Annotated in this window: 26 protein-coding genes; 10 read left to right on the top strand and 16 right to left on the bottom strand. The window is 57.0% G+C overall.

The window, feature by feature from the left end; genetic code table 11:
• Window positions 1–39: 39 nt before the first annotated feature.
• From ACQUTP_RS13440 to ACQUTP_RS13430, 3 genes are read right to left on the bottom strand one after another with little or no spacing between them, the layout of a single operon-like run.
• Entirely contained in the window at window positions 40–1473 is a 1434-nt protein-coding gene (locus tag ACQUTP_RS13440; RefSeq protein WP_285756314.1) for a glycoside hydrolase family 32 protein, read from the bottom strand.
• A 19-nt stretch (window positions 1474–1492) separates the two neighbouring features.
• On the bottom strand, window positions 1493–2734 hold the full coding sequence (locus ACQUTP_RS13435; RefSeq protein WP_004205406.1) for an MFS transporter: 1242 nt from the start codon (window positions 2732–2734) through the stop codon (window positions 1493–1495).
• A 12-nt stretch (window positions 2735–2746) separates the two neighbouring features.
• A complete protein-coding gene (locus ACQUTP_RS13430; protein ID WP_049004099.1) occupies window positions 2747–2881 on the bottom strand; it encodes a hypothetical protein in 135 nt (44 codons plus the stop codon).
• A gap of 94 nt (window positions 2882–2975) precedes the next feature.
• Between ACQUTP_RS13430 and ACQUTP_RS13425 the strand changes: the two genes are divergently transcribed.
• Complete coding sequence (locus ACQUTP_RS13425) at window positions 2976–3971, top strand: LacI family DNA-binding transcriptional regulator (protein WP_004205404.1); 996 nt, start codon at window positions 2976–2978, stop codon at window positions 3969–3971.
• On the opposite strand, the gene araE is transcribed toward ACQUTP_RS13425, so the two are convergent.
• Both araE and kduD read right to left on the bottom strand, forming a co-directional pair.
• Complete coding sequence (araE, locus tag ACQUTP_RS13420) at window positions 3968–5389, bottom strand: arabinose-proton symporter AraE (protein ID WP_032456582.1); 1422 nt, start codon at window positions 5387–5389, stop codon at window positions 3968–3970. The genes ACQUTP_RS13425 and araE overlap by 4 nt on opposite strands.
• Window positions 5390–5685: 296 nt before the next feature.
• Window positions 5686–6447: a 2-dehydro-3-deoxy-D-gluconate 5-dehydrogenase KduD gene (kduD, locus tag ACQUTP_RS13415; RefSeq protein WP_004205401.1), complete on the bottom strand. Its 762-nt coding sequence runs from the start codon at window positions 6445–6447 to the stop codon at window positions 5686–5688.
• Between the two features lie 484 nt (window positions 6448–6931).
• Here kduD and ACQUTP_RS13410 point away from each other — a divergent pair, with 484 nt between their 5' ends.
• Complete coding sequence (locus ACQUTP_RS13410) at window positions 6932–8107, top strand: oligogalacturonate lyase family protein (RefSeq protein WP_004205399.1); 1176 nt, start codon at window positions 6932–6934, stop codon at window positions 8105–8107.
• Window positions 8108–8240: 133 nt separating this feature from the next.
• Here ACQUTP_RS13410 and ompK26 read toward each other — a convergent pair whose 3' ends face one another.
• The 3 genes from ompK26 to ACQUTP_RS13395 form a co-directional block, all read right to left on the bottom strand.
• Window positions 8241–8936 carry a KdgM family porin OmpK26 gene (gene ompK26 / locus ACQUTP_RS13405; protein ID WP_004205398.1) on the bottom strand — a complete coding sequence of 232 codons (696 nt, stop codon included), beginning with the start codon at window positions 8934–8936 and terminating at the stop codon, window positions 8241–8243.
• Between the two features lie 248 nt (window positions 8937–9184).
• Window positions 9185–10363, bottom strand: a complete 1179-nt coding sequence (locus ACQUTP_RS13400) for an acetyl-CoA C-acetyltransferase (RefSeq protein WP_004205397.1) — start codon at window positions 10361–10363, stop codon at window positions 9185–9187.
• Window positions 10364–10481: 118 nt separating this feature from the next.
• Window positions 10482–11351 (bottom strand): LysR family transcriptional regulator, encoded by an 870-nt coding sequence (locus tag ACQUTP_RS13395; protein ID WP_004205395.1) that lies wholly within the window; start codon window positions 11349–11351, stop codon window positions 10482–10484.
• 102 nt (window positions 11352–11453) lie between these two features.
• Here ACQUTP_RS13395 and ACQUTP_RS13390 point away from each other — a divergent pair, with 102 nt between their 5' ends.
• From ACQUTP_RS13390 to mrkJ, 6 genes are all read left to right on the top strand, one after another.
• Window positions 11454–11915, top strand: coding sequence for a multidrug/biocide efflux PACE transporter (locus ACQUTP_RS13390; RefSeq protein ID WP_085846491.1), 462 nt, complete (start codon window positions 11454–11456; stop codon window positions 11913–11915).
• Window positions 11916–12038: 123 nt separating this feature from the next.
• Window positions 12039–13268 (top strand): amino acid permease, encoded by a 1230-nt coding sequence (locus tag ACQUTP_RS13385; RefSeq protein WP_285756311.1) that lies wholly within the window; start codon window positions 12039–12041, stop codon window positions 13266–13268.
• 120 nt (window positions 13269–13388) lie between these two features.
• Window positions 13389–14267 (top strand): aldo/keto reductase family oxidoreductase, encoded by an 879-nt coding sequence (locus tag ACQUTP_RS13380; RefSeq protein ID WP_017899257.1) that lies wholly within the window; start codon window positions 13389–13391, stop codon window positions 14265–14267.
• A 383-nt stretch (window positions 14268–14650) separates the two neighbouring features.
• Window positions 14651–15355 (top strand): transcriptional activator MrkH, encoded by a 705-nt coding sequence (mrkH, locus tag ACQUTP_RS13375; protein ID WP_004205390.1) that lies wholly within the window; start codon window positions 14651–14653, stop codon window positions 15353–15355.
• A gap of 5 nt (window positions 15356–15360) precedes the next feature.
• Window positions 15361–15945 (top strand): transcriptional regulator MrkI, encoded by a 585-nt coding sequence (mrkI, locus tag ACQUTP_RS13370; protein ID WP_025999151.1) that lies wholly within the window; start codon window positions 15361–15363, stop codon window positions 15943–15945.
• A gap of 143 nt (window positions 15946–16088) precedes the next feature.
• Window positions 16089–16805 (top strand): cyclic-di-GMP phosphodiesterase MrkJ, encoded by a 717-nt coding sequence (gene mrkJ, locus ACQUTP_RS13365; RefSeq protein ID WP_004205387.1) that lies wholly within the window; start codon window positions 16089–16091, stop codon window positions 16803–16805.
• A 33-nt stretch (window positions 16806–16838) separates the two neighbouring features.
• Here the strand turns inward: mrkJ and mrkF are convergent, their stop codons facing one another.
• The 5 genes from mrkF to mrkA form a co-directional block, all read right to left on the bottom strand.
• Window positions 16839–17474 (bottom strand): type 3 fimbria minor subunit MrkF, encoded by a 636-nt coding sequence (gene mrkF / locus ACQUTP_RS13360; RefSeq protein ID WP_130944967.1) that lies wholly within the window; start codon window positions 17472–17474, stop codon window positions 16839–16841.
• A 13-nt stretch (window positions 17475–17487) separates the two neighbouring features.
• Window positions 17488–18483 (bottom strand): type 3 fimbria adhesin subunit MrkD, encoded by a 996-nt coding sequence (gene mrkD / locus ACQUTP_RS13355; RefSeq protein WP_004205385.1) that lies wholly within the window; start codon window positions 18481–18483, stop codon window positions 17488–17490.
• Entirely contained in the window at window positions 18474–20960 is a 2487-nt protein-coding gene (mrkC, locus tag ACQUTP_RS13350) for a type 3 fimbria usher protein MrkC (protein ID WP_004205384.1), read from the bottom strand. The genes mrkD and mrkC overlap by 10 nt, the downstream gene beginning before the upstream one ends.
• Window positions 20961–20971: 11 nt before the next feature.
• On the bottom strand, window positions 20972–21673 hold the full coding sequence (mrkB, locus tag ACQUTP_RS13345; protein WP_000820818.1) for a type 3 fimbria chaperone MrkB: 702 nt from the start codon (window positions 21671–21673) through the stop codon (window positions 20972–20974).
• Window positions 21674–21768: 95 nt separating this feature from the next.
• Window positions 21769–22377 (bottom strand): type 3 fimbria major subunit MrkA, encoded by a 609-nt coding sequence (mrkA, locus tag ACQUTP_RS13340; RefSeq protein WP_000756959.1) that lies wholly within the window; start codon window positions 22375–22377, stop codon window positions 21769–21771.
• A gap of 705 nt (window positions 22378–23082) precedes the next feature.
• Here mrkA and ACQUTP_RS13335 point away from each other — a divergent pair.
• Window positions 23083–23292, top strand: a complete 210-nt coding sequence (locus ACQUTP_RS13335; RefSeq protein WP_002916131.1) for a DUF1471 domain-containing protein — start codon at window positions 23083–23085, stop codon at window positions 23290–23292.
• Window positions 23293–23387: 95 nt separating this feature from the next.
• Here ACQUTP_RS13335 and ACQUTP_RS13330 read toward each other — a convergent pair whose 3' ends face one another.
• On the bottom strand, window positions 23388–24284 hold the full coding sequence (locus ACQUTP_RS13330; RefSeq protein ID WP_049004094.1) for an EamA family transporter: 897 nt from the start codon (window positions 24282–24284) through the stop codon (window positions 23388–23390).
• An 81-nt stretch (window positions 24285–24365) separates the two neighbouring features.
• Here ACQUTP_RS13330 and ACQUTP_RS13325 point away from each other — a divergent pair, with 81 nt between their 5' ends.
• Window positions 24366–24872, top strand: a complete 507-nt coding sequence (locus ACQUTP_RS13325; protein WP_004205381.1) for a MarR family winged helix-turn-helix transcriptional regulator — start codon at window positions 24366–24368, stop codon at window positions 24870–24872.
• On the opposite strand, the gene ACQUTP_RS13320 is transcribed toward ACQUTP_RS13325, so the two are convergent.
• Entirely contained in the window at window positions 24869–25825 is a 957-nt protein-coding gene (locus ACQUTP_RS13320; protein WP_285756308.1) for a nickel/cobalt transporter, read from the bottom strand. The two genes, ACQUTP_RS13325 and ACQUTP_RS13320, sit on opposite strands and share 4 nt — an antisense overlap.
• A gap of 152 nt (window positions 25826–25977) precedes the next feature.
• Window positions 25978–26967 (bottom strand): fimbrial protein, encoded by a 990-nt coding sequence (locus tag ACQUTP_RS13315; RefSeq protein WP_222690052.1) that lies wholly within the window; start codon window positions 26965–26967, stop codon window positions 25978–25980.
• Window positions 26968–26969: the final 2 nt, after the last annotated feature.

Genomic DNA, 26969 nt, shown 5'->3' with positions numbered 1-26969 from the left:
ATCGTCAAAGACGGGTTATTAACGACAACAGCCTTTTTATTATTCGAGCTGCCAGGCTCCGGCTTCGGTTAATGCCGCCGAACCGCTCCAGGCAAATAACGCTAATTCACGGCGGGGAGCCTGCGGATAGATACGGCTGCTCAGGCAGGCCTCGCCGTCATTGACAAAAACCTCCACCGAAGAGCTATCGAAAAATATCCGCAGATTGAGATCCGCCCCGGCGGTCAACGGTACGCTGCGCGTCCCGCACAGGCCATACTGCGGATAATGCCGCTCCAGCACCAGACGCTGCTGTTGGGCATCCACGTAGAGGCGCAGGCCATCGCCAAAGCGCAGACCATACTGCTCGGCGCTGCTGCTGGCGCAGTTCCAGCGCAGGTTGACCTCCATCGCCTCGCAGTTGTCGACCATCGTGGTCTGCTGATTGTTCAGGGTGCTTACCGGCCACGGGAACCAGGCGCCGCGCAGGCTCTCCACTTCTTTCACCGGGCGCATCTGCAGGCGGTTATCCGCGCTCAGGCTCAGCTCGCGCGGCAGGGAGAGCATGCCCGCCCAGCCGTCCTGCTGCTCCGGCAGCGGCGATTCCCACATATCCAGCCAGCCAATCACGATCCGCCGGCCATCGGGGGTGGCGAAGCTTTGCGGCGCATAGAAATCGTGGCCGTGATCCATCTCCGTGAACTCGCCGTGACGGACGAATCGCTGCCCCGGCTGCCACTCGCCGATCAGATAGCCGCTCTGGAACAGGTTGCGGTTGCGGAACCCCTCGGCCTGCATCCCCTGCGGGGAAAACATCAGGACGCGTTTGCCGCTGAGGGTGAAGAAGTCCGGGCACTCCCACATATAGCCCATGGTGCTTTCCGCTTCATCCAGCACCCCCGCGTCCTGCCACTGGCGCAGATCGGCTGAACGGTACAGCCGTACCTGACCGGTGTCGCCTTCGCGCGCGCCGACGATCATGTACCAGCTGTCTCCCTCCCGCCAGACCTTCGGGTCGCGGAAATGGTGCATGCTCGGCGGAGTGTCGACCACCATCCCCTGGCGCTCGAAGTGGATCCCGTCCCGGCTGGTGGCCAGGCACTGTACCTGATACAGATTGGCTTCGTCGCCAGGGTCGCCGTGGAATTTATGCCCGGTGTAAATCAGCGCCAGGGTATCGCCATCGACCACCGCCGAGCCGGAGAAGCAGCCGTCTTTATCCTCCGGCCCCTCCGGCGCCAGGGCCACCGGCAGATGCTCCCAGTGCACCAGATCCTTGCTCCGTGCATGCCCCCAGTGCATCGGCCCCCACTGGGTGGAGTACGGGTGATGTTGATAAAAAGCATGGTACCAGCCGTCGAACCACACCAGACCGTTTGGGTCGTTGATCCACCCGGCGCGGGCCGCCAGGTGATAGTGCGGATACCAGCGCAGATTGAGCGCCTGGCGTTGTGTCTGGAGTACCTGTTCAGCCCTGGAGATTGTGTAAGTCATCGTTTTCACTCTTTTTGATTCAGATAGCGGTAGGTTGCGACATCAGCGGATCGGCGGAGGATTTGCCGGAGCGCAACAAGAAGATGGAAATAAAGGTGGTGCAGAACACCAGCAGGCCCATGATCAGATAGGACTGGGCGAAGCCATATTTTTCATAGCTGTAGCCCGCCAGCGGCGACAATACGCTGGCGATAATCGAGCTGGTGCAGGCGAAGCCCACCAGATAGAGGGTGGAGGAGAGGCGTTTATCGAAGTTGATGCTGTTGTACTTAAAGATAGCCACCAGCAGTATCGGCAGCTCCACCGCGTGCAGCAGTTTGGTGATGGAGATCAGCAGCGGCCCCTCCACCAGGCCGGAGGCCACCATGCGCATCGCCATCACCATGCCGGCGAAAATCAGACCGTTTTTGGCCCCGATGCGGTTCACCAGCCACGGCGCGCAGAACATGCCGGCCGCCTCGAGGAACACCTGGAAGGAGTTAAGGTAGCCATACATCTCATTGCCTTCCTGCAGGGTCGCGAACTGCGATGAGAAATAGACCGGGAACTGCTGGTCATAGACGCCGTAGATGCAGGTGCCGATGACGAAGAAGACCAGCGCCCAGAAGCGCGGCAGCGTCAGCAGGCGCAGCGCATCTTCCAGGGTCACCTTGCCGCCCGAAACCGCCTCCTGCATCGCATGCGGTGCCGAGGAGACGCGCAGCCGGGCCAGCAGAATAAAAAACACCAGTCCGGAGCAGCTGGCGACGAGGAAGTTAAGCTGCGGGTTGATGTTAAACAGCAGACCGGCGAAGAAGGTGGCCACCGCCCAGCCCAGCGAGCCCCACATCCGCGCCCTGCCGAATTCAAACTGGCTCTGGCGCGCCACGCGCTCGGTATAGGATTCCAGCACGCCAATGCCGCCGTTAAAGGTCAAGCCGATGTAGATCCCGCCGAAGATGCTGCCCAGCAGGACGTTAATTTTCAGCAGATGGCCGAACAGCAGATACGCCGGACCGGAGAGGATCAGCAGCGCGGTGATATACCAGAGCAGATGTTTGCGCAGCCCCAGCTTATCCTGGATAAAGCCATAGCAAACTTGCGCAAACAGCGCGGAAACCGACAGCACGGCGTAGATGATACCGGTATCGCCGGCCTTCAGCCCCACCTCCTGGTGCAGCCAGATGGAAAGCAAGGAGCCGGATGACGACCAGGTCACGAAAAAGAAAAACAGTAAGGCACTGAGCAACGGGTAGCTGTGTGAGTGATGCGCTTTCATCATGACATTCTCGTGTTAGAGGAATGCAATTATGGTAACGTTAACAAAAAACAAAGCGCAGAGGGATTCGCTGCGATATATGATGTTAATCACAAAAGTTAACGTTAACATAATGAAGATGCGATCGCGATCAAAAATCAACTGCAACATCGCTCACGACGGCGTTAGCAGAAAATCGTTTCACGCTTTTACATCAGCGACTTAGTTGTATAGCCTGTACTCTGCAGCTATAGCGGAGGAAAAAATGGCGTCCCTGAAAGATGTAGCAAAACTGGCGAATGTATCTTTGATGACCGTCTCACGGGCGCTGAACACCCCGGAGCGGCTGAAGCCGGAGACGCTGGCCCGCGTGCAGGCCGCCATCGCCGAAACCAACTACGTCCCCGACCTGTCGGCAAAAAAGATCCGCGGGGCGCGGGCCACCCCCAGCACCATCGGCGTGCTGGCGCTGGATACCGTCACCACGCCCTTTTCGGTGGAAATCACCCTGTCGATCGAAGAAACGGCCCGCGCCCACGGCTGGAACAGCTTTGTGGTCAATATGTTTTCTGACGATCGGCCGGAAGCAGTGGTCGACCTGCTCCTCTCCCACCGTCCGGACGGCATCATCTTTACCACCATGGGCCTGCGTCAGGTGCCGCTGCCGGACAAACTGCTGACCCTGCCCTGCGTGCTGGCTAACTGCGAAAGCCTCAGCCAACCGGTGGCCAGCTATATCCCGGACGATGAACAGGGCCAGTACGACGCGGTAAAAGCCCTGCTTGCCGCGGGCTATCGTCGTCCGCTGTGCCTGCACTTACCCGCCAGCCAGCTGGCGACAATCCGCCGCCGCCAGGGGCTGGAGCGCGCCTGCCGGGAGGCGGGCATCGAACCGGAGAGCCTGACCCACTCGTATATGGCCCAGGGCGATGAGCATTACCACGATATTCCCGCGGTGGTGCTGGCGCATATCCGCGAGGGTAAACCCGGCTTCGACTCGGTGATCTGCGGCAACGATCGCATCGCCTTTATGGTCTATCAGACGCTGCTGGGCCAGGGGTTACGCATTCCACAGGACGTGGCGGTGGTGGGATACGACAATATGGTGGGCATTGGCGATCTGTTTCTGCCGCCGCTCTCCACGGTGCAGCTGCCGCACTACGACATCGGGCGCCTGAGCGCCCTGCATATCATTCACGGCGACAACCATCGGGAGACGCGCAAGGTCGCCAGCCCGTGGTTGCCGCGCGCCTCACATTAACGGTTACCGATATTGCGCAGCTTCTCGCCCGCCATCAGGTTGCGCTCAATGTGTTCAAGGCTGACATTTTTGGTCTCCGGGATCAGCCAGAAGGTGACGCCGATAAAGGCCACGTTGAGCACCGTGTAGAGCCAGAAGGTCCCGGCGGCGCCGATCGCGTCAAGCAGCGTCAGGAAGGTGGCGCCGATGATCATGTTCGACACCCAGTTGGTGGTGGTGGAGCAGGTGATGCCGAAGTCGCGGCATTTCAGCGGCTGGATCTCAGAGCAGAGGATCCACACCACCGGCGCCGCGCTCATCGCATACCCGGCAATACACATCATGGTCATGCCGACGGAAAGCCAGGAGAGGCCGCTGGAGGCGGTGCCATTGTCGAACTGCATCAGGCAGTAGCCGAGCACCAGGGTGCCCAGCGCCATCACGCTGAAGCCGATTTTCAGCGCCGGCTTGCGGCCTGCTTTATCCACCGTGAACACTGCGATAAAGGTGGCAAACATAAAGGTCAGGCCCACCACCAGGGTGGCGATCATCTGCTGTTCGGTAGTGGTAAAGCCCGCCATTTTGAAAATACGCGGGGCGTAGTACATGATGATATTCATGCCGGTGAACTGCTGCATCGCTTGCAGCAGCATGCCAAGGAACACCGCCCGGCGCACGTTACGATTGACCTTGAACAACGCCCAGCCGCCCTGCTTCAGCTTCAGGCTTTCGCGGATCTCGTTAAGCTCATCGCGCGCCTTCTCCGAAGTATCGCGCAGCATCCGCAGCACCTCTTCCGCTTCGATATGGCGCCCTTTCTCCGCTAGCCAGCGCGGGCTGTTCGGCAGAAAGACGACCAGAACGATCAGGATCACCGCCGGCAGCGCCAGCACGCCCAGCATGGCGCGCCAGTTACCGCTGTAGCTAAAGGCGGTATCGGAAAGAAACGCCAGCACAATGCCGAGGGTCACCATCAGCTGATACATACTGATCATTTTGCCGCGCACGTTCTCGCTGGCCATTTCGGAGAGGTACAGCGGCGCGGTGTAAGAGGCGATCCCAACGGCCACCCCCAACACCACGCGGGCCACCAGCAGCACTTCGACGCTGGCGGCAAAAGCGGAGCCGATAGAGCCGGCGACAAAGAGCACAGCCCCCGCCATCAGGCTATATTTGCGGCCAAGGCGGAACGACAGCCAGCCGTTAAACAGCGCGCCTATCGCCGCCCCCAGCATCATGCTGCTGACCACCCACTCCTGAAGCTGGCTGGATAAGGTAAAGTGGTCGGTAATAAAGGGCAGCGCCCCGGATATCACGCCGATATCCAGGCCAAAGAGCAACCCCGCCACCGCCGCGGCGATAGAAACAAACCAGTTCATCCGCCGGGTGTCACGTTGCGCCCGCGGCGTTAATGCAGAGTCGTTACTGATTGAAGTCATTTTTATTCCTGCCACACAGAGAAAGACATAGGACGAAAGTACGTGACTGGCGGAGGAGTTTGTCAGGCTGGATACGCCAAAGATATGGACTATTTTGCTGGCAAGATGGGTTTTGTGATGGACATTAAACTTTCAACGTAACGAAAAATTCGTTTCGCATCGTTAATAACCCTGTTCATACAGGGCGGTAACATTAATTCTGCATTATGGAATATGGACGATCCTCATTTTACGGTATGGACAATAATTGCTCAGACGGCCGGAGCGGTGAGTGCCGCGCCGGCCGTCGCCGTCGGTTAGCGCGCCAGCCAGCCGCCGTCCACCGCCACCGTGTAGCCATTGATATAATCGGAGGCTGGGGAAGCGAGGAAGACCACCGGCCCCATCAGGTCGGCCGGCAGGCCCCAGCGCCCGGCGGGAATGCGGTCGAGGATTTCGCTACTGCGCTGCTCGTCAGCGCGCAGCTGCTGGGTGTTATTGGTCGCCATATACCCCGGGGCGATGGCGTTGACATTGATATTGTGTTTAGCCCACTCGTTGGCCAGCAGGCGGGTAACGCCCATCACCGCGCTTTTGGACGCGGTATACGACGGCACACGGATCCCGCCCTGGAACGACAGCATCGAGGCGATGTTAATGATCTTCCCGCCGCTGCCCTGGGCGATAAAGTGCTTCGCCGCCGCCTGGGACATGAAAAATACGCTCTTGATGTTGAGGTTCATCACGTCGTCCCAGTCCTTTTCGCTGAACGCCAGCGCGTCCTCGCGGCGGATCAGGCCGGCATTGTTGACCAGAATATCAATATGGCCAAACTCCGCCACCGCCCGCTCCAGCAGGTGAGGGATACCGTCGATCTGGCGCAGGTCGGCGGTCAGGCTGAGAAAGCGGCGTCCCAGCGCCGTCACCCGCTCGATGGTTTCCACCGGCTCGACAATATTGATACCGACAATATCGCAGCCCGCTTCCGCCAGCCCGAGGGCCATCCCCTGACCTAAACCGGTATCGCATCCGCTCACGACGGCCACTTTTCCCTGCAGGGAGAATGCATCAAGAATCATAATGTGTTCCTTAGTCGTTCAGAGCCTGCAGTATGCAGGCAAGGTTCTCTCGGCCCGGCTCGCGCCGGCGGCGCGACTGAGCGTGGGGCGAACTCATGGGCAGAGCCCATCATAAAAAATAAAACAGAGTTCCGTTTTACTGATGGGTGCCATCTTAGCCCCGCCCTCTGTCATTTTCAATGATATTTAAAACGTTGTTTCATTTTTTATGACGAAGATTACAAAAAAAGAAAACGCGAACGGTTCCGGCAACCCGCACCGGACAGGAAGCGGTTTTAAAAGGATGATGATTCAGCCGGTTGTCCGGAGAGGCGGCCAAATTGAGGCCAGCAGGCCGCAGAAGATGCGGGAATTACGCCGAACTGCGTGGGACATCACAAATAATGAAACGTTGTTTTGATAAATTAACACCCATCTTTTAAAACATATCACTCAGCGACACGCCTCTGGTCCAGCGGCATCGCAGGAAAGAAAGGAGCACTACATGGCTAAAGGCATGCGGGTCAAACTGAATTACCACGTCAGCCGCGATCCGGATACCGGGGCGGAAGTCACCCGCTTAACCCCCCCGGAGGTCACCTGTCATCGCAACTACTTCTATCAGAAGTGCTTTTTTAACGATGGCAGCCATTTACTGTTCGCCGGCGAGTTTGACGGCCACTGGAACTACTATCTGCTGAATATCGCCAGCGCCGAAGCCGTCCAGCTGACGGAAGGCGCCGGGGATAACACCTTCGGCGGCTTCCTCTCCCCGGACGATAAGTCACTCTATTACGTGAAAAATGACCGTACCCTGCTGGAGGTGAACCTCACCACCCTCGCCGAGCGTGAAGTTTACCGCGTCAGCGAGGCGTGGGTCGGCTATGGCACCTGGGTGGCAAACAGCGATTGCAGCAAACTGGTAGGCATTGAGATTGCGAAAAGCGACTGGACGCCGCTCAACGACTGGCAGATTTTCCATGACTTCTTCCACAAAGGACCGCATTGCCGCCTGCTGCGCGTCGACCTGTGCAGCGGTGAGAGCCAGGTGATCCATGAGGAAAAAATCTGGCTGGGACACCCGATCTATCGTCCCTTCGACGACCATACCGTCGCCTTCTGCCATGAAGGGCCGCACGATCTGGTTGACGCCCGCATGTGGCTGGTCAATGAAGATGGCAGCAACGTGCGTAAAGTCAAAGCGCATGCCCCGGGGGAAAGCTGCACCCATGAATTCTGGGTCCCGGACGGTTCAGCGCTGATCTACGTCTCCTATCTGAAAGGCCAGCAGGGGCGGACGATCTATCGCTTTGATCCGGAGAGCGGCGTCAACGAGGCCCTGATGACGATGCCCGCCTGCTCGCATCTGATGAGCAATTTCGACGGTACGCTGCTGGTGGGCGATGGATCAGGCACGCCGGTGGATGTCAAAGATACCGGCGGCTACTCCATTGATAACGATCCTTATCTGTACGTCTTTAACGTGGCGGAGAAGCGCTACTTCCGCGTCGCGCGCCATGATACCTCATGGGCGACAGTGGCCAACAGCCGCCAGGTGACGCACCCGCACCCCTCGTTTACGCCGGACGACAGCGCCATTCTGTTCAGCTCCGATAAAGACGGCAAGCCGGCCATCTATATCGCGAAATTACCTGACCATCCGCCGATGCTGAGCGCCTGAGCCCCGGCGAACGTTTTTCTGTAACTGGCCTTGCCCTCCTTCGCGGAGGGCTTTTTTTGTTCCCCCGCTTTGGCCCATAAAAAACCCCGGCTGACGGCGCCGGGGAAAACAGACGATGAGGGCCTGATGGAAATCAGAATGAGTAAGCCACCCCGACGCGGAAACGGGTCTGGCGATCGCTGCGGTCATTCACGCCGACGTTGCCGATTTCACCATACGGCGACCAGTTGTTATCCAGCTTATAGGCCACCTTCACGTTATATTCCTGCGAGTAGGGTTTGTTGTCGTTACGATTCACCCCTTCCGAACTGCGGGCATAGACATAGTTCAGCTCGGTGCGCCAGTCGCCGAGAGCAAACCCGGCCCACGCGTCGCCGCGATTCACCTTGTCATCATCTTTGCCGGCATCATTCGGATAGCGGGTGTACTCATAGCGATAGCGAGCGGCGACATAGAAGCCATTGTCGAAACTGTATTGTACGTGCAGGTGCGGCTTGTAGATGGAGCGGCTGTCGTTGCTCTCTATGGTAAACCCGGGGGTGAGGAACAGGTTCGATGTCGCTTTCCAGCGCCAGCTGATGGTGTCTTCATGGCCGTTGCCCACCACGTCCGAATAGGGTTGCGAACCGTTGTCGCCGCCTGAACGCCATTTGGCCTCTACGGTAAAGCCTAGCCCGTTGGCGAAGCGGTGGGACACCGAGACGCGGTCAGCATTGCTTTTATCGCTCTTGCCGCCATCAATAAATTCATGACGTAAATCTATCGTGACCGCGGTTGCCGCAAAAGACATACCGCAGAGGGCGGCCAGAACCAGAGATCGTTTCAACATAGGGTACCCCTTATAATAAATAAAATGTCATTTCGTTTTTATGAAACGTTATTTTATTTTTTAAGCACCTTAGTTTTAGTGACCAGGATCGTAGTTATTTGTTTCAAAAAAGGTGGCACAACAAGACGTGACGGAGCTCAATAAATTGGCGGTGGGTGAGGGAAATACGGGTGAAAAAAGAGGGGTCGGCAAAGCGCGGCGCATAAAAAAGGCCTCCCGCAGGAGGCCATGGAAATCGACATGCAGCGCTACGCGCGTTCTACCGCCAGCGCCACGCCCTGACCGCCGCCGATGCACAGCGTCGCCAGCCCTTTACGCGCATCGCGCTTGATCATTTCATGCACCAGCGACACCAGAATCCGACAGCCGGAGGCGCCGATGGGGTGGCCGAGGGCGATCGCGCCGCCGTTAACGTTGACCCGTCGCTCATCCCACTCCAGTACCCGGCCAACGGAGATAGCCTGAGCGGCAAAGGCCTCATTGGCTTCGATCAGATCGACGTCGTCCAGCCGCCAGCCGGCCCGCTCAAGACAGCGACGAGTGGCGTGCACCGGCGCGATGCCCATCAGCGCCGGATCGACGCCGACGCTGGCGAAGGCGCGGATCCGCGCAAGGATCGGCAGCCCCAGCGCCTCGGCTTTCGCCTCACTCATCATCATCACCGCCGCCGCGCCGTCATTGATGCTGGAGGCGTTGCCGGCGGTTACCGATCCGAGACGATCGAAGGTAGGCTGCAGGCTGGCCAGCCCTTCCGCGCTGGCATCCACCCGCGGTTGTTCATCGGTATCCACGGTGCGCGCCGCGCCGTTATGCTCGGTAACGACCGGGACAATCTCATCGCGAAAGCGTCCGGAATCAATCGCCTTGCGCGCCTTCTGCTGCGAGCTGAGCGCCCAGGCGTCCTGCAGTTCGCGGCTGATGCCATATTCCCGGGCGAGGTTCTCCGCCGTGACGCCCATATGATAATCGTTGAAGGCGTCCCACAGGCCGTCATGGACCAGGCTGTCAATCAGCTGGCTGTTGCCCAGCTGGGCGCCGGTGCGGCTGTCGGTGAGGACATGCGGAGCGCGGCTCATGTTCTCCTGGCCGCCGGCGATCACCACGTCCGCCTCCCCGCACTGGATCGCCTGGGTGGCGAGGTGCAGGGCTTTCAGGCCAGAACCGCAGACGTCGTTAATGGTGATCGCCGATACGGTGTTGGGCAACCCGCCGCGAATAGCAGACTGACGGGCCGGGTTTTGCCCGGTTCCCGCGGTCAGCACCTGGCCGAGGATCACCTCATCCACGCTCTGCGGATCGATTCCCGTCTTCTCCACCAGCGCCTTCACCACCACGCTGCCCAGCTCAACGGCTGAATGGCGCGATAACGCGCCCTGAAAGCAGCCAATCGGCGTACGTAGCGCCCCGACGATCACGACATCCTTCATCCTCTACCCCTGCCCGTGCTTTTGCGCAAAGAAACAGCGATATACTAGATAATTGTTATCAAAAAACTTTGTAATTGTTTAAAAAAAGTGAAGCCAATCACAAAGAAATAGCTATTCGTTAACGCTCACGCCGCTGCAGATGCTGACGCAGCCAGCTGCCGGCCGCCCCGGGCGGCGCTTTCTTATTCCACAGCAGATCCACCGAAATCGCCCGCGGCCAGCCGGGGATATCGAGCGCCACCAGTCCGCCCTGCGGCGCAAACTCCGCCACCAGCGCACAGGGCAGAATGCACCAGCCGAAGCCCTGCACCGCCATGCTGAGCAGCAGCAGGTAGTTTGGCGCCGACCAGACCTGCCCGGCGGCAGGCTCCGTCGCGCTGGCCAGAAAGGTGCTCAAACGCAGCTCGCGCCAGCTGCGCAGCTCATCCCAGACAACCTTGCCCTGCCCCGCCAGCGGATGGTCAGGCGCCACGTAAATGCCCATCGCCGTCTGCAGCGGCAGGCGGGTGCTGCCGATATCGGTCGGGTAGCGCTCTCTCGCCTCAATCAGTCCCACCTGGGCGCGGGATTTTTGCAGGAGATCGATCACGTCCTCATCTTCGCCAATCAAGCATTCAAATTCGGTATGAGGGAAGCGGCGGTCAAACTGCACAAGCAGATCTTCCAGCACGTCCGGGTGCAGGGTGTCCGAGAGCACAAAGGTCAGCCGCGGCTCCGTCTCGCCGGACAGCGATACCGCCAGCTCATCCAGCCGCTCGCTGGCGGCGAGGATCGCTTTGACATAGCTCAGCACCTGCTCTCCCTGCGGCGTCAGCGTCGGCTGCCGCGTTGCCCGATCGAAGAGGGTCACCCCGAGGTCAGCCTCCAGGTTGGCGATAGCGGTACTGATCGTCGACTGGCTTTTGCGCAGGCGACGGGCGGCGGCGGAGAACGACCCGCTGTCAACGGCCTCGACAAAGGCGGTTAACGCTTCCGGTGAATAACGCATGATGTATCTACTTTATCGATGGTTTCTATCTTTTGTTTATCACATTTTTCCATAAACTGCCGGGTAATTTCCTGTTCAGGCTAAAACTGGAGGTAGCTCGCCATGCAACAGACCCTACATCAGCGCAAGACGCTCACCGAGCGCGTTATCCACGCCATCACCTTCGAAGGGCTGGCGACGCTGATCCTCGCCCCCACCGCCGCCTGGCTGATGCAGCGTTCGGTGGTGGAGATGGGCGGACTGAGCATTCTGCTCGCCACCCTGGCGATGGTATGGAACATCATTTATAACGCGGCTTTCGATCGCCTGTGGCCAGTCTCCCGCGTCCCTCGCCGGCTGAAAGTGCGGGCGCTGCACGCGATCGGCTTCGAGACCGGCTTTGTTATCATCGGCGTCACCATGGTGGCCATCGTGCTGGGGGTATCGCTGCTGCAGGCGTTTATGCTGGAGATCGGCTTCATGCTCTTCTTCCTGCCCTACACCATGGCGTTTAACTGGGTCTGGGACACCCTGCGCGAGCGCGTGATCCGTCGCCGCCGCCCGCGCCAGGCGGCGCGCGGCTAGCCTCGCGGCGGATCCTTCGCGATCCGCTGCCACTTTATCACCAAAAACTATCGCAACAGACGAACCATAAATATGGTAAATTGCACTCCTTTTTTTTGGTTTGACGGTTGATAAAGTCGCATAATGTCTAAAATTTGGTCTAAAGAAGAAACTCTATGGAGTTTTGCCTTATATGGCACTGCAGTAGGCGCTGGGACGCTATTTCTACCGATCCAGCTGGGTTCGGCTGGCGCCATTGTCCTTTTCATCACCGCGCTGGTCGCCTGGCCGCTCACCTACTGGCCTCACAAAGCGCTGAGCCAGTTTATTCTCTCGGCCAATATCGCGCCGGGAACCGGGATCACCGGCGCAGTAAATCACTACTATGGTAAGAAAATTGGCAACCTGATCACCGGGCTCTATTTCCTCGCCTTCTTTGTGGTCGTGCTGATCTACGCCGTGGCCATCACCAACTCGCTGGCCGAGCAGGTGGCACATCGCACGCCGATGACGCCTGCGCTACGCGCGCTGCTGAGCCTGGGGGTCGTGCTGGTCCTTAACCTGATCTTTCTCATGGGCCGGCAAATCACCATCAAGGTGATGGGCTTTCTGGTCTTCCCGCTTATCGCCTGCTTCCTGTTTCTCTCCCTCTATTTAATCCGCGACTGGCATCCGGAACATCTCACCAGCCAGATGCAGTTCAGCTCGCAGACGCTCCACCAGGTCTGGATCTCCATACCCGTGATGGTTTTCGCTTTTAGCCATACGCCGATTATCTCGACTTTTGCTATCGACCAGCAGGAGAAGCACGGCGACCTGGCCATGGGTAAATGCAAAAAAATCATGAAGGTGGCCTATACCATCATCTGCGCCAGCGTGCTGTTTTTCGTCTTCAGCTGCCTGCTGGCCATCCCGGCGACCTATATTGAGACCGCCCGCGATCAGGGGGTGACCATCCTCTCCGCCCTGTCGATGGTGCCGGGCGCGCCGGGCTGGCTGGCGGTGACCGGCATTATTGTCGCCGTGGTCGCCATGTCGAAATCCTTTCTCGGCACCTACTTCGGGGTCATTGAAGGCGCCAGCGAAATCGTCAAAAGCTCGCTGGGCCTGATGGGCGTGCGCAAGAGCCGCGCCTTCAACCGCGCGATGTCGATCATGCTGGTCTCTGCCTTCACCTTTGCGGTGTGTTTTATCAACCCGAATGCGATCTCGATGATCTACGCCATCAGCGGACCGCTTATCGCCATGATCCTGTTTATCATGCCCACGCTGTCAACCTGGCTTATCCCGGCGCTGAAGCCGTATCGCTCGGTGGGTAACGCCATCACTCTGGTGGTCGGCCTGCTCTGCGTCTCCGTGATGTTCTTAGGCTAATCCGTCTCCGGCGACAGCGGCTTGCCTTAGCCGCTGTCGCACATTCTGACAATATTCTCACCCTTCTCTTCCTTGTTAGCGCATTACACTTACGGCTTAGCCACCGTGAGGAGAGTTCCTATGTCCAGTGTCACCTTATCCGGTCGCGGCACGCTCGGCGATCGCCAGGTCTATCGGTTGGGTTACGGCGCCATGCAGCTGGCCGGCCCCGGCGTTTTCGGCCCGCCGAAAGATCCAGAAGAAGCGGTGCGCGTGCTGCAGGCCGCCGTCGAAGCCGGGGTAAACCATATCGATACCTCGGATTTCTATGGCCCCCATGTGACCAATCAGCTGATCCGCAAAGCGCTCCACCCCTACCCCGACGATCTGTGCATTGTCACCAAGGTCAGCGCCCGTCGTGACGAGAAAGGCAACTGGCTGCCGGCCATGTCGCCCGCTGAACTGACCCAGGCCGTCGAGGACAATTTGCGTCACCTGGGGCTCGACGTGCTGGAGGTGGTGAACCTGCGCAGTATGCTGAGCCCCCACGGCCCGGTAGAAGGGTCGCTGGAGGCGCCGCTCGCCACCCTGCTGGAGCTGAAGGAGCGAGGATTGATCCGCCATATTGGCCTCAGCAACGTGACGGCAAAGCAGGTGGCGGATGCACAGAAAATGACGCCTATCGTCTGCGTGCAAAACCTCTATAACATTGCCCATCGCGCCGACGACGCGCTGGTGGATGCGCTGGCCGCCCAGCACATCGCCTGGGTTCCCTTCTTCCCGTTGGGCGGTTTTACCCCCCTGCAGGCGCAGGAGCTGAACGAGGTCGCGGCCTCGCTTGAGGCGACGCCGATGCAGGTCGCCCTCGCCTGGCTACTCCAGCGCGCGCCCAATATTCTGCTGATCCCAGGCACCTCATCCCGGACGCACCTGGCGGAAAATATTGCCGCCGCCGGGCTAATTCTGCCGGCGGATGCGCTGCGTACCCTGGATAATATCGCCACCCGCAAGCATCCCTGACCCGTCATGCCGAAAGGAGGGAACGACTTCCCTCCTCAATATTTGCCTGGAAAAACCTCATCACTGCTGGCACTATAGATCCTACAAATGGGGCGTGATCGACGATCGTTCTCTCATTATCCCCGTTAATTAAACTTAAGTTTTTTATCCTTCGACCGGTCTCCAGCTTGGAGGCCGTTGTCGTTTTTGTCATGACCAAAATTTGAAACGCTTGATTACAGGAAACACAATATCGAATTCCAAGTTTATACATATCAATCTGGCTGCAAAGATAGTCAATAACATCAAACGCTCATAAAAACATCTGATTAACCCAATCAGAATGTTGCTATTGCTATAAGAAAAATCAAACGCCTCACGACAACTATTTACAAGGGATGCACATGACAGAGGGAACGATAAAGACCAGTAAGTATGAAATTATTGCTATTTTCAGAGAGGAGTTGCGCAAACGTACTGAAATTGAAATATTTTTTAACAACACCAGTATCATAACCCAACTGACGCGCGTGGACTTTGCCGAGTTCCATATTCAGACCCATCGCAAAATCCCGCCCGGGCATAAAATTCGCTTTCTCCTGCATAGCGATTCAGGGAAAATAGAGTTTAATGCGGCCCTGACAAAACATGACAATAGCGGTGTCGATAAAGGTATCCGCTACGCCTTTTCCTTGCCTGAATGCCTGCAGGTGGTGCAGCGTCGCCGCGATCCCCGCTTTCGTTTACGCCACGAGCATGATTTTTATTGCCGCGGTCGCCATAAAAATGGCGAAAACTATCTTTTCGACATCAAGGACATTTCAGACGGCGGTTGCGCACTGATGACCAAAACGCCGAATCTGAAATTCCTCAGTCATAACGCATTGCTGAAAAACGCCGTACTGATGCTGGCGGAATATGGCGAGATCACCATCGACCTGGTGGTAAAGAATGTCATTATTATCACCCTTGATGACCCTAATGAAGAGAGCGAAAGCTACTATCAGATATCCTGCCAGTTTAAGTTCCGCCATCTCGACGACCAGCGCAGAATAGAGAAAATTCTGCTGGACCTGATCTTAGAAGCCAAGCGAAAAAAGAGAATCTGATACCCTTGGAAAGTATATTGCTGTACACCAATGATAATCTCATTGGTCACTCAATCTATCACTACCTTATTGATAGTCATGAAAACGCCACCCGTTTTGGCTATGACGAAGTCATCCATGGGAAACAGCTGCCTGAGGCCCAAACGGTTATTTTCAATTTAATCAATAAGGATATTTCTGCCATCAGAATCGTTGATCTATTGAATGCGCTCCGCCTTTCCCTGCAACGCTGCCAGCAGCCGGTGCTGATGATAAAAAGCGACATTGCCGGACTGTGCAGAGAGTTAATAACCGTCGATAATGCCATGATTATTAGTGAAAAATCGCCGCTATCTATGTTTGCTTCTATTATCCAGCGGGCGAAGGGCGCCAGCGAACAACCGCCGCGACGATTGCGCAAACAACTGTCGCCGCGGGAGTGCCAGATCCTCGAGCTGCTGATTGCCAACAATAATAATAAGCGGATTGCCGCCCTGCTCGGCATTGCCCATAAAACGGTCCACAGCCATCGAATCCATATCATGCAAAAGCTGGGCATTGATAATTCCCGCACGATGAACCAGCGTATTGCCGCTCTCCATCAATGCTAAATTACGCAGAGGTAAATCAATAGCGGATAAAGCGTACTTATTCGTTGTTGATTTACATTTCCTGCCATTCCCATTAATCATCAGGTAGCCTATAATTAACCTATCCTCTGCTTATTGTCTGACTAACCTCGTGAAGAGGGATAATGAACACTAAAATATTCGAAGACAACATTTTATCTCGTAATGATATCGCTGTACGCTACGTCTTTCAGAAAATGTTTTCCCCACAAGGTACCTTAGTCGCGGTTGAATGCTTAAGCCGCTTCGATAATCTTCCCGTTTCGCCAGAATATTTTTTCCGCCATGCCACCGCGGCAGTTCGTGAACGTATTTTTCTCGAGCAACTGGGGTTGATTGAACAGCATAAAGCATGGTTTTTACGTAACCATATTTCCGCTACCATTAACGTTGATGACCATATCCTGACTCTGCTGCGCCAGAAGGAAATAAAAGAGAAAATCGCCGCCCTGACCTGCGTCCATTTTGAAGTGACCGAAAACGCCGAGAAACTTCTGAATAATTCCCTGGCCGCCTGGCAAAGCCCGCAGGATACCTCGCTGTGGCTCGATGACTTCGGCTCTGGCTACGCGGGGATTAACGCCATCAGCGGTTATCATTTTGACTATGTCAAAATTGATAAAGATTTTTTCTGGCATCTGATGCGCAAAGAGTCCGGCCGTCAGCTGATGGATGCGCTGGTCACCTTTTTATCCCGCAATCATCACAACGTGATTATTGAAGGCGTGGAAAGCGAAGCCCATAAAAAATGGCTGCAGGGTATGGAGTGGTTTGCTATTCAGGGGCATTACTGGCAGGAAGTCAGCATTGAGCAACTGGTTGCCGACGATATTGGCATATAAAAAAGCCGGGCTTGCCCGGCTTTTTCGTCCCGCTTAATTATAAACTAATTCCCACGTTGCCCAGCTGGTAATTGGCCCGCTGGTGGCGCTTTTCGGGGTCGGCGAAACGTAGCCCACATAATAGGTGAACAGGCCGCCGCTGACCGCGTTTTCCTGTAAATGCACCTGATTTTGCTGCGGATCCGCAGGGACAATTTTATTACTCTTATCCAGCGTATTATTATCATTGGTCGACAGCGCCAGATAAATATTCTGCGCGCCGTCTGGCAAGGTATTAGCCAGATAGCCCGCGTTCTCATTGCCGACCGCCGTCAGTAAAAAACCGTCGATCCAGCGAACGCTGACCCGCCGCACCTCGTCCTGCGAAGCGGCGCCGCCGTCATGACGTAGCTGGCAGTTTGACAGCGCCAGGGTAAAAGGCTGCGGCTTCATAAACGCGCCGGCCCCGCGATCGTGCACTTCCGCCAGGCTGACCGGCGCCAGCCAGACGTTGCCGCTGCCGGCATGCTGGCCGCCATTGAGCGCGACGCTGCAGGAGATATCCGTCACCCGCCCGGCAAAATCGACCCGTCCGCGGTCGTAATTAGTCTCGAAACCCCACGCCGAGGGGACGACGAGGCTGCCGCAGAGCAGCAGCCACGCGATAGTATGTTTCGGCAATCCCTTCATTCCCCCTCCCGTATTAATCGTACGTCAGGTTAAAGATCATATGCGACTCCACCTCACCGGTGCTGGTCGTCGGGCCATACTGATAAAAGCGCGCGTGCAGCGGTATGGTGATGTAGCGGGTCTCCTGATTATTCAAGCGGCCAACGGTATATTTCTTATTAAACTGCAGCGGGGATCCATCCTTCAGCACCTGGATGCCGACGCCTTTCGCCATCCCGCTGCCGGCCTTTTCATTCAGCAAGGCGCCCATGGTGGCGGTGGTGCTGGTAGCCAGGGTGCCGGAGAAAGAGGTGCTGATGTTGGCATATCCCGTTTCACTCAGGCCGCCGCTGCACTGCAGCTCAATATTAAAATCCTTCCCGCCCGCGGTGGTGCCAACCCCTTTCAGGTCAGTACGTCTGATGGCGCCCACATCAACATTCATATTTTTCCCACTCAATACCGAACAGGAGGGCGAGACCACGGTGATCGCGTTGGCGCTCAGATAGGTTTCGAGGATCGGGTTGCCGCCGCTCTCCCAGTCGTAGGAGGTGTATTTTCCCGCCGCGAGGGTACCGCTGCCGGTGGTTGCCGCAGTTTTGATAATCTCCAGCGTAAAACGTGATCCTTCAAGGGAATAGTTGGTGGTGTTATACACTCGGGACGAATAGACGTCGGGATAGACGATATTCACCGTCGCGCCACCGCGGCTGAAACGCATACCAATTCCCGGCACGTTGGTGGAATAAATTTTATTCCCCAGGTCCGTGGCCCCTGGCGACACGATCTTCGCCGCGAAGCGGTTGGTGCCGGAGGTACAGCGATAGCTCGCCCCGCCGGGGGCGCTCATCGTCCAGTCGCGGGTGAGGATCACCGAACCCACCGGCAGATCCGGGGGCACCACCACCCTGCCCACCACCATGTCCAGCATCACCGTTGGCGAAGAAAGGCGCGTACAGACGGCCCAGGACGAGGTGGTGCCCAGCGCCATCAAGACGATAAAAAGCGTCAGTAATTTCCTCAGCGACATACGCTATCCTTTGTTGTTTGCTGTCCCAGATCCACCGAACACTGCCCGCCGCTCCACTTCACAATTGCGCGTTTGGCGTTCGCATCGCTGATAAACATCATGCTGCCCTGACCGACGACGCCGATCTCCTTGCCGTCGGGGGAGAATATACTCGCCGCAAACGGCAGCGGCTCATGGTTCGCCTGGCGCGCCTGCAAGGTGAGGTTGTTCTGCACCGTGGTGCCAAACGCCACCTTAACCACGCTGCCTTCCCACGGCACAACCTGCGCCACGGTGCGATCGAAAGCCACGTCGTCATGGCTGCCTTTCGGGTCGATCTCGACGGCGTTAATTCGGTACGGGCGCAGATACGGCAGGATGGCGTAACCATTGCTGTCCACGCGGGTGCCCGGCGATCCCGGGAGCATAGCGCCGGCCGCGTCTTTGGCTTCAATCAGCGCCATCGTCGAGCCGCTTTCCGGTGAGAGCACCACGCCGCCGCTGTGGGCGATCATCGTCCCGCTGGCGCCAATGCCGCTCTGACGATAGCCTTCGCCCTGGCTGTAGCTGCCGTTGAGGGTGGTCCATGGCGTACGGTAGCTGCCGTTGAGCGCCACATCATGCTGACCGCCGGTGGCGGTGGTGGTCGACACGCCGTAGTTAAGGTTGTTTTCACTGTCCAGCGAACCGTTGATACCAATCTGCGAGCTGGCAAAGCGCGAGTTGTTGAACGAGGTGTTCGACGTCAGGTTGGCGGTGCGGTTGTCGCCAAACCACAGCGGGTAGCTGAAGTTGAGTGAAATGCGATCGTCGCGGCGATGGCCGGAGCTGTCCGGGGTATAGACGCGCTGGGCGCTCGCCGACCAGGAGAGACGACCAAACGAATTGTTATAGCTGACCTGATACTGCTTCTCGGTCCCGGAGCGGTTCCAGTAATCGGAAATACGACCGCTGAGATAAAACCCGCCCCAGCCGTCAGGCAGGTTCTGGTTTACCGTGAAGGTCATGCCGTTTTTTTGCCGCCAGAGGGTGTAGTTGCTGCGGCTGTTTTTTTCCTGATCGACGGCGTACAGCGCGTCGTTGAGGTTGTAATAACCTTTCGTCGAGTAGCGATACGCCGCCAGCACGATGCTGGTCTGGGTATCGGTGAACATGCGGTTAAAGGTGGCGCGATAGCTCTGCCCCGAGTCATCATGGCTATCGCTTTTCAGCCGAGAATGGGTGACGTCAAAAGAGAGGGCGCCGATCCCGGTGTTCATCCCGGTGCCCACCAGGAAGGCCTGATAGTCGTCAAAGCCGGTGACCCCGGTGTAGCCGGTCAGCAGGTTATTGATCCCGTGCTGCCAGGTCGCCTGATAGAGCATCGGCTTATTGCGCAGCCCGCTGTCGTCCACTTTACCGGCGGAGAGCGCGTAGCGGGTCATGCCCGGACGCAGCAGCTGAGCAACGGAGGCGTAAGGCACGCTGAACACTTCCACCGAGCCATCCGCCTCTTTTACCGAAACCTCAAGATCGCTGCCATAGCCGGATGGATAGACATCCTGCAGGGTAAACGGCCCCGGCGGAACGGTGGTCTGATAGATAATGTTGCTGCCCTGGCGCACGGTGACGAGGGCGTTGCTCTGCGCCACGCCGCGAATTTCCGGGGCATAGGAGCGCATGCCGTCCGGGAACATATTGTCATCGGTGGAAAGATTAACCCCACGCAGACCGATGGTGTCGAAAAATTCACCATTGGTAAAGATCTGCCCACCGCTGACAATGGAGTTGATCTGCGGGATCGGCCGCTGGAGATAGGTCTGGTTGCTGTTCCAGTGCGCTTTACCCTGCTGCTGCTGCCAGTTCAGGTTACCGATATGCTTCAGCAGCCAGCCGTCCCACGACAGGCCGGCATTGACGCCAAGGTAGGCGCTGCTGTTATCCGACCCGCCGACCGAAGAGGTGTGGCTGTTCCAGGCGTTGGCCATCCAGCCAAGATTAAGCGCGGTAATGCCTTTGTCCCAGAACTCCGGGCTGACATAGTTTTTCAGGCGTTGATCTTCATAGATCTGCGGCACCGAAATGTTCAACCGCAGGGAGGACTGGACCAGGTTGTCTTTGACGTTGTCTTCGTTGCGCCAGGATTTGAGGCTACCGCAGTAGCCTTCCTGTTCGCTCAGCTGCGGATTGAGCTTTTCCGCCGCGATGCCGTACTGCGTCAGCATCGCTTTGGTGTAGCAGACCCCAAGGTTACCGTCTTTGTCGCGCGCGATGCGCAGATCGTAGCGCCCTTTCCATTCGTCGTTGGTGTAGACGTCAAGGGAGTAAGTGCCTTCGGTAATCGCGCTGGTCGAGAAGCGTGACAGGTCGACCTTTTCGCGACTGCCGACAATAAAGCCGTCGTTAAATTGATATACCGTTCCCGGGTTTTCCTGTCCGCTGGAAAATGGCGGAAAGCAGCACAGCGCGATGGCGATCGCGGTGCTTAATCTTCCCGGGCAGAATGACCTCTGCTTCATTAGCTTTTCCCTTATTTAACGGCCACTTTCACTGCGACATCGGCGCCATAGTCATTAATGTTGTTAACGGTCAGGGTTTCGCCGCGGTTGACGGCTGAGGAAAGCGCCACCGTCTGGCTGGACTGCGGCGCCAGCATCACGGTTTTGCTGTTCAGGGCTTTACCGCCGTCGCGGGAAATACGGCTGACGGTAATGTAGAACGGCGTCGGGTTGTTGATGGCGAGACTACTGCCGCTGGCGGTCAGGGTCAGCTTCTCGGCCGCCGCATCGCGGTTGCCCAGTCCGGCAGGACGATAAATAAATTTAAAGCGCGAACGGATCGCCAGCTGCAGCACGTTCTGGCCTTCATTTTTCTGATTGGCCACCACCGGCGGTATTTCCAACAGATTCAGCCACCACAGCGTCTCTTTATCTTTCGCCAGACCGGCGCTGCTGCCGAGCTTAATACGCAGCGTCTGGCCGCTCTTGGCGTCAACGCGCGAAATCGGCGGGGTGATAATAAACGGGGTGGTAATGGTATCCGGTGTGGCATCGGCATCGCCGTTATCCAGCCAGGCCTGCGCCAGCGCCGGACGGTCGGCGTTATTTGAAAGCTGTACCGTTATTTCTTTTTCATTTCCTGGATAAATAAAGCGGGTACCGTTAACAATAATATTGTTGGCGTGGGCCGCAAAACTAAAAATGAAACAGAAAAAAAGGGCAATACGCTTCATGCTGACCTCAGAATAAAAATACAAGCGGCGGTCATCGCCGCTTTATTATTGTTATTAACTGCCCCATCGCGGGGCAGTTTTATTTTCTGACGGAATTACTGGTAAGTAATTTCGTAAGTCGCGTAGCTGTTAACCACACCAGTGGTCACAGTGGTCGGCGCGCTGGTGGCGTAGCCTACGTAGTAGGTGAAACGCGCGCCATCAGCGACAGCGGAAGCGTCGCCTTTCGCTTTCGGCTGAGTGCTGTCACCCGGGATGATTTTGTTGGTCAGCGCGGTAGCGTTGTCAGTAGACAGTACCAGCTGGATGTTCTGAGCACCGGAAGCTTCGGTGTTCGCCAGGTAGCCCTGTTGTTTGCTGGTAGCGCCAGCCAGCAGGTTACCGCCGGTCCAGTTTACGCCCAGTTTGCTTACGTCATCCTGTTTGGTGCCGTCAGCAGCCTGGCAGTTAGAGACGTCAATGGTGAAAGATTTCGGTTTCAGGTAAGTATCCGCTGCTGCCGCTTTAACTTCAGTCAGAGTTACCGGAGACAGGTAAACGTTCGCATCGCTGCCCTGGCCGTTAACAGAAACAGTACAGGATACATCGGTAACTTTACCGAAGAAATTAACCTGGCCGCCGCCAACATTGGTATCAGCTGCATGGGCAGCAGTCATGCCAAAAAACGCGGTTGCCATTGCTGCAGAGAGAAGAACCTTTTTCATTGCCATTTCCTTGTCAGAGTGAATTACGAATCAATGAGCACACTGTGAATTCGCATAGAACCAGAAACATCAGGCGATGCTGATTTATGCCACTGCTAATAGAATCTTCGACTGACCGGGAGCCGCAATATTTAAGGCGTCAGGTAACGAACTTAAAAATATAAGTTCGCTGGTGCTATCGGCGTCAAAGAATGCTATTTATTCGCCGACAAATATACATTTGTTCACGTTTCATTAAGTTATATAACAGATAATCGATAACTATTAATAAATGCTTATTGATAGATCAAAACGTGGTGATGGATGTTTACAGCGCGGAAAGCCTAACGCCAGGGCATGAGAGAAATGGCCGTCTCAGCATGCCGAAATGGCCGCCAGAGGGCTATTGCGAATCGTCCGAATCCGCCCCAACGGCGGCTAAAAACCGCCCAACTAATTCATACAATGAATGGTAACCGCGTAAATGAGGCGCCTTCTACATTCTGATCGCAGGCAGTCCGCGTGATACTCCCATCAAAAAATAATCACTAATCCATTGTTTTTAAATTAAAAAATAGAGAAACATTCATATCTCCGTCATCAAACCGCCATAAAAATGTGATCTAAATCGCACTTTTTGCCACGCGCGTTATAGTTAGCAGACTTATTATAAGCCCATCGAAAGCAAACACGCTTTCCACCATAAAAGTTAAAAGGACAAACACCATGAAAAACGTAAAATTACTCGCCGCTGCCGGTATGCTCTCCCTGGTCTCTTTCGCTAGCTTCGCTCATCCGGTGAGCGTAACAGCAGACACCCTGGACAGCGCAGAAGCGAAAATCGCGACCATTGCGAAAGAACAAGGCGCTTCCTACCACATCACTGAAGCGTACACCGGCAACCAGGTCCATATGACCGCCGAGCTCTCTAAATAAGCGAATGGTTGCAGAGGGAGCTGCCGGACAGGCCGCCTGCGGGCGGCTGGTCTGGCTCCCGCCGCCCACCCCGCACACAGCAATGTCGAGCCCCGTTATGGGGCTTTTTTCGTTTTTGCCCCCGCCGCCTGACGCGCCAGCGCGCGCTGAATAGACAACACGCTCGCCAGCACCACGATCAGCCCGACCAACGCCATCCCCTGGATCTTTTGGCCAAGGAAAATCCACCCCAACACCACGGCGGTCACCGGGCTCAGCAGGCTCATTGCCGATACCGCCACCGGCGAGAGGCGGCCAATCCCCCGGAACCACAGGCCATAGGCCAGCATCGCGCCCGCCACGCACAGCCACAGATAGCCGGCCACCTGCAGCGCTGTCACCTGTTGTAAAGGGGGATCAACGATCAGCGCCACGGGCGCCAGCACCACCCCGCCGATCGCCAGCTGCCAGCCGGTTAACGCGACGATCGGCAGGGAGAGCGCCCAGCGGCGGGAGAGCCAGGTGCCCAGCGCCATACTGATCGCCCCGAGAAACGCCGCGCCGATGCCCAGCGGGTCGAGGACGGTGCGCGGCGACAGCAGCAGCATGGCCATACCGAGTATGCCGGCGAGGGCTGAGAATACCGCCAGCCAGGGCGAGCGCTGCCGGTCTACGCACCAGGCGAGAATCATCACCAGCAGCGGCTGGATCGCGCCAATCACTGCCGCCAGACCGCCGGGTAAGCGATAGGCGGCGATAAACAGCAGCGCCTGAAATGCGCCGATATTTAAGATGCCGGTAACGATAAGCTTTAGCCATTCGCCGCGCTGTGGAAAGCGGCGGCTCCAGATCAGCAGGGCGATGCCTGCCGGCAAAACCCTCAGAAGGGCGGCGATAAACGGCCGGTCGGGGGGAAGAAACTGGGAGGTGACGATGTAGGTCGTCCCCCAGATAGCGGGCGCCAGCGCCGTGAGCAGCAGGTCGAGCATCAGACTACGCGAGAGAAAAGCCATGATTTTATCTTCACTTCAAGTTAAATTGGTGCCGCAAGTATGTACACGCAATTATCTTGATATCAAGACAAGTGAGCACTTATGGACAAATCACCGCCGATCGACGCCGTTGATCGGATCCTCGCCCAGTGGCAGCGCGAGCGGCCGGACCTCGACTGCAGCCCAATGGGGCCAATTGGCCGTCTGAAACGATGCGCCATGCTGCTGGAGCCGCAGGTGGAAGTGGCTTTTACACGCCATGAGCTGGTGCGCTGGGAGTTTGACATGCTGGCGACGCTGCGCCGCGCCGGGGCGCCGTTTATTCTTTCGCCTACCCAGCTCTTCTCCACGCTGATGATCACCTCCGGCACCATGACTCATCGCCTGAAGGCATTGGAGAAACGCGGATTTATTACCCGCCTGCCCAATCCGGAAGACGCCCGCAGTATGCTGGTCGCCCTGACGCCCGCCGGACGTGAACGCATCGATGAAGCGGTGGAGACCCATGTCGATAATGAACGGCAGCTGCTGGCGGGGCTCAGCGATGGCGAGCGCCAGCAGCTGGATCAGGCGCTGCGGGTATTGATGCGCCTGCTGGAGAGCCGTTAACAGCCGGCGGCGATAAAGTCGCCGTTAGCGCTGATCGGCACCACGGTGAAAAACAATGTCGCGGCAAAGAGGATCAGCGCCAGCCCGCCGAGGATCTTCACCAGCGGCACCAGCCAGGGCCGCGGACGGCTGGTCGCCGTCAGCCGGTTGACGGTACGGTGACGGGCATAGTGCACCGCCAGCGACAGACCAAGGATCGACAGCGAGGTGCCCAGCGCCATGGTCATCACCGCGGCGATGCCCCAGCTGACGATCCCCAGCGCGTTGGCGAACAGCAGGATCATAATCGCTCCGCTGCAGGGCCGGGCGCCGATGGCCAGCACCACGCCCAGGCGTGTCTTCCAGTCGGCGCCCTGCAGGTCGTGTCCCACGCCGTGGTGCCCGCAGCCGCACGAGGCATCATGCTGATGCGCCGGCCTCAGGGCGCGTATTCTCCTTTTACCCGGCAGCAGGCTCTGCAGCGCACGACAGATAACGTAAACCCCAAAGGCTGCGATGGTCAGGGCGCTGATCTTCTCGACGTACCAGCGGCTGGCGCTGAGATCGCCAGCGGCCAGATTCAGCCCCACCGCGAGAATAAAGACAAACAGGATGGCGCTGACGCCCTGCAGCAGGCTGCCGAGAAAAGGCACCACCCGCGCCGCGGTCAGGCTCTCCTGATTGGTGCTCAGGTAAGTGGTGACGATAAACTTGCCGTGGCCCGGTCCGATAGCGTGGAGCACGCCGTAGAGAAAAGCGCCCACCAGCAGCCAGACGCCGCCGCTGTACTGATGGTTGTTCAGCAGCAGAAGGTACATCACCAGATAGCGATGCAAGGTAATTTGCGTGGCGAGGCACCACTGGAGGAAGTCGTTCCAGTGGCTGTGCAAGGTGATGCCGGCGGCCAGCAGAAGAAGGCCGCCGCTCCCGACGGCCAGCAGGCGCCAGTCGCGCTGCGCAAACGGAGTATTCATCAATATGCCATGGTGTAAAGACGTAAACCGCCGGACGCCCCTCTCACCTCCGGCGAGCGGTGTACCGGCCCTCCCGGCCAGGGTGAGCGGTACGCCTTCCCTGACCGTTCGGGATAACATTAGCCTGGAGCGCCGCCGACGGCAAAGCGGGATTAGTTGTTATTCACCACGATAATGACCCGGCTCTTGATTGTTCCGGTACGGATATTCTCACCATATTTCATGGGCTTGATGTTGAGAATGATGGGATTTTTCCCCTGGGTAGCGGCCTGAGGCGTTTCGTACAGGTAGCCATTGTCATACTGGATATCCGCGCCGTTGGCATCCTGAATACGGAATCCAACCTCACCAGCCCCGGTCGCGGACGACTCTTCATCGTTAGCTAACACCAGGCCGTTTTTCAGAAGCGATGCGCTCCGGAAGGTGTACTCAATTTTGCCCGGCGTCAGCTGCAGCATACCGGAGTCCCCCTGCCGGCAATCGATATAGATCATCTCCGGGCGGTAATCTACGGTCCCCTGCTTAATATCAATGAAATTATAATCACCCATATTAATTTCCGTCGTCGGGTTATCAAAGCCACAGGTCATTACGTTGATCTGCAGAATAATATGGTAAATATAGGTGATGGGGATGTCAGTGCACGTTTTGTCCTTGTTCTGACAGTACCTCAGATTAAGCTTATAACTTACCGTAAACGGCTGTCCAGGAGTGATCACCGGCCTGCCCGCGACCTCGCCCTGACTGATGGCATAGTCAATCGAGGCGGTATCGGTGAAAATATCCGACAATTTATAGTGGGCATTGGTGGTAAAATCTTTGCCAGACAAATTATGCGGCGACAGGTCGAATTTAATTTTATATTTTTCATTACCCACCAGAAAATTATACTCGGTGCTGTGCTGCGCTTCGCCCGTCAGGGTAATAACGACATTCTCTAATGACTGACAAACAAACAGCCAGTCATCATTGGGAAAGGTGCCCTCGCGTAACGCCAGTGTGCCGGAGAGGGTCACGGGTTTGAAAATATAGATACCGTAACCTTCGATCCCTTTCTGGATATAACTGGTGTTCAGGTCGCAATTCCCTGCCCAGGCGCCAAAAGTGCTGAAGGTGAACAGCAGAAACAGTAGCCATTTCATCG

This window comes from Klebsiella sp. 2-CIP_Kleb., from assembly GCF_050378715.1.
Classification (GTDB): Bacteria; Pseudomonadota; Gammaproteobacteria; order Enterobacterales; family Enterobacteriaceae; genus Klebsiella; species Klebsiella quasipneumoniae.
The sequence above is the reverse complement of the archived record's forward strand: the minus strand, read 5'-3'. Positions and strand labels throughout refer to the sequence as shown.

Excerpts from the sequence above, each read along its gene's own strand:
- ACQUTP_RS13335 (WP_002916131.1), top strand. The coding sequence starts at position 23,083 with ATGAAAAACGTAAAATTACTCGCCGCTGCCGGTATGCTCTCCCTGGTC.
- ACQUTP_RS13325 (WP_004205381.1), top strand. The coding sequence starts at position 24,366 with ATGGACAAATCACCGCCGATCGACGCCGTTGATCGGATCCTCGCCCAG.
- ACQUTP_RS13430 (WP_049004099.1), bottom strand. The coding sequence starts at position 2,881 with ATGTTGCAGTTGATTTTTGATCGCGATCGCATCTTCATTATGTTAACG.
- ACQUTP_RS13425 (WP_004205404.1), top strand. The coding sequence starts at position 2,976 with ATGGCGTCCCTGAAAGATGTAGCAAAACTGGCGAATGTATCTTTGATG.
- mrkD (WP_004205385.1), bottom strand. The coding sequence starts at position 18,483 with ATGTCGCTGAGGAAATTACTGACGCTTTTTATCGTCTTGATGGCGCTG.
- mrkJ (WP_004205387.1), top strand. The coding sequence starts at position 16,089 with ATGAACACTAAAATATTCGAAGACAACATTTTATCTCGTAATGATATC.
- ACQUTP_RS13400 (WP_004205397.1), bottom strand. The coding sequence starts at position 10,363 with ATGAAGGATGTCGTGATCGTCGGGGCGCTACGTACGCCGATTGGCTGC.
- ACQUTP_RS13330 (WP_049004094.1), bottom strand. The coding sequence starts at position 24,284 with ATGGCTTTTCTCTCGCGTAGTCTGATGCTCGACCTGCTGCTCACGGCG.
- mrkB (WP_000820818.1), bottom strand. The coding sequence starts at position 21,673 with ATGAAGCGTATTGCCCTTTTTTTCTGTTTCATTTTTAGTTTTGCGGCC.
- ACQUTP_RS13410 (WP_004205399.1), top strand. The coding sequence starts at position 6,932 with ATGGCTAAAGGCATGCGGGTCAAACTGAATTACCACGTCAGCCGCGAT.
- mrkF (WP_130944967.1), bottom strand. The coding sequence starts at position 17,474 with ATGAAGGGATTGCCGAAACATACTATCGCGTGGCTGCTGCTCTGCGGC.
- mrkH (WP_004205390.1), top strand. The coding sequence starts at position 14,651 with ATGACAGAGGGAACGATAAAGACCAGTAAGTATGAAATTATTGCTATT.
- ACQUTP_RS13390 (WP_085846491.1), top strand. The coding sequence starts at position 11,454 with ATGCAACAGACCCTACATCAGCGCAAGACGCTCACCGAGCGCGTTATC.
- kduD (WP_004205401.1), bottom strand. The coding sequence starts at position 6,447 with ATGATTCTTGATGCATTCTCCCTGCAGGGAAAAGTGGCCGTCGTGAGC.
- ACQUTP_RS13395 (WP_004205395.1), bottom strand. The coding sequence starts at position 11,351 with ATGCGTTATTCACCGGAAGCGTTAACCGCCTTTGTCGAGGCCGTTGAC.
- ACQUTP_RS13385 (WP_285756311.1), top strand. The coding sequence starts at position 12,039 with ATGTCTAAAATTTGGTCTAAAGAAGAAACTCTATGGAGTTTTGCCTTA.
- ACQUTP_RS13440 (WP_285756314.1), bottom strand. The coding sequence starts at position 1,473 with ATGACTTACACAATCTCCAGGGCTGAACAGGTACTCCAGACACAACGC.
- araE (WP_032456582.1), bottom strand. The coding sequence starts at position 5,389 with ATGACTTCAATCAGTAACGACTCTGCATTAACGCCGCGGGCGCAACGT.
- mrkA (WP_000756959.1), bottom strand. The coding sequence starts at position 22,377 with ATGAAAAAGGTTCTTCTCTCTGCAGCAATGGCAACCGCGTTTTTTGGC.
- mrkC (WP_004205384.1), bottom strand. The coding sequence starts at position 20,960 with ATGAAGCAGAGGTCATTCTGCCCGGGAAGATTAAGCACCGCGATCGCC.
- ACQUTP_RS13320 (WP_285756308.1), bottom strand. The coding sequence starts at position 25,825 with ATGAATACTCCGTTTGCGCAGCGCGACTGGCGCCTGCTGGCCGTCGGG.
- ACQUTP_RS13435 (WP_004205406.1), bottom strand. The coding sequence starts at position 2,734 with ATGATGAAAGCGCATCACTCACACAGCTACCCGTTGCTCAGTGCCTTA.
- ACQUTP_RS13380 (WP_017899257.1), top strand. The coding sequence starts at position 13,389 with ATGTCCAGTGTCACCTTATCCGGTCGCGGCACGCTCGGCGATCGCCAG.
- ompK26 (WP_004205398.1), bottom strand. The coding sequence starts at position 8,936 with ATGTTGAAACGATCTCTGGTTCTGGCCGCCCTCTGCGGTATGTCTTTT.
- ACQUTP_RS13315 (WP_222690052.1), bottom strand. The coding sequence starts at position 26,967 with ATGAAATGGCTACTGTTTCTGCTGTTCACCTTCAGCACTTTTGGCGCC.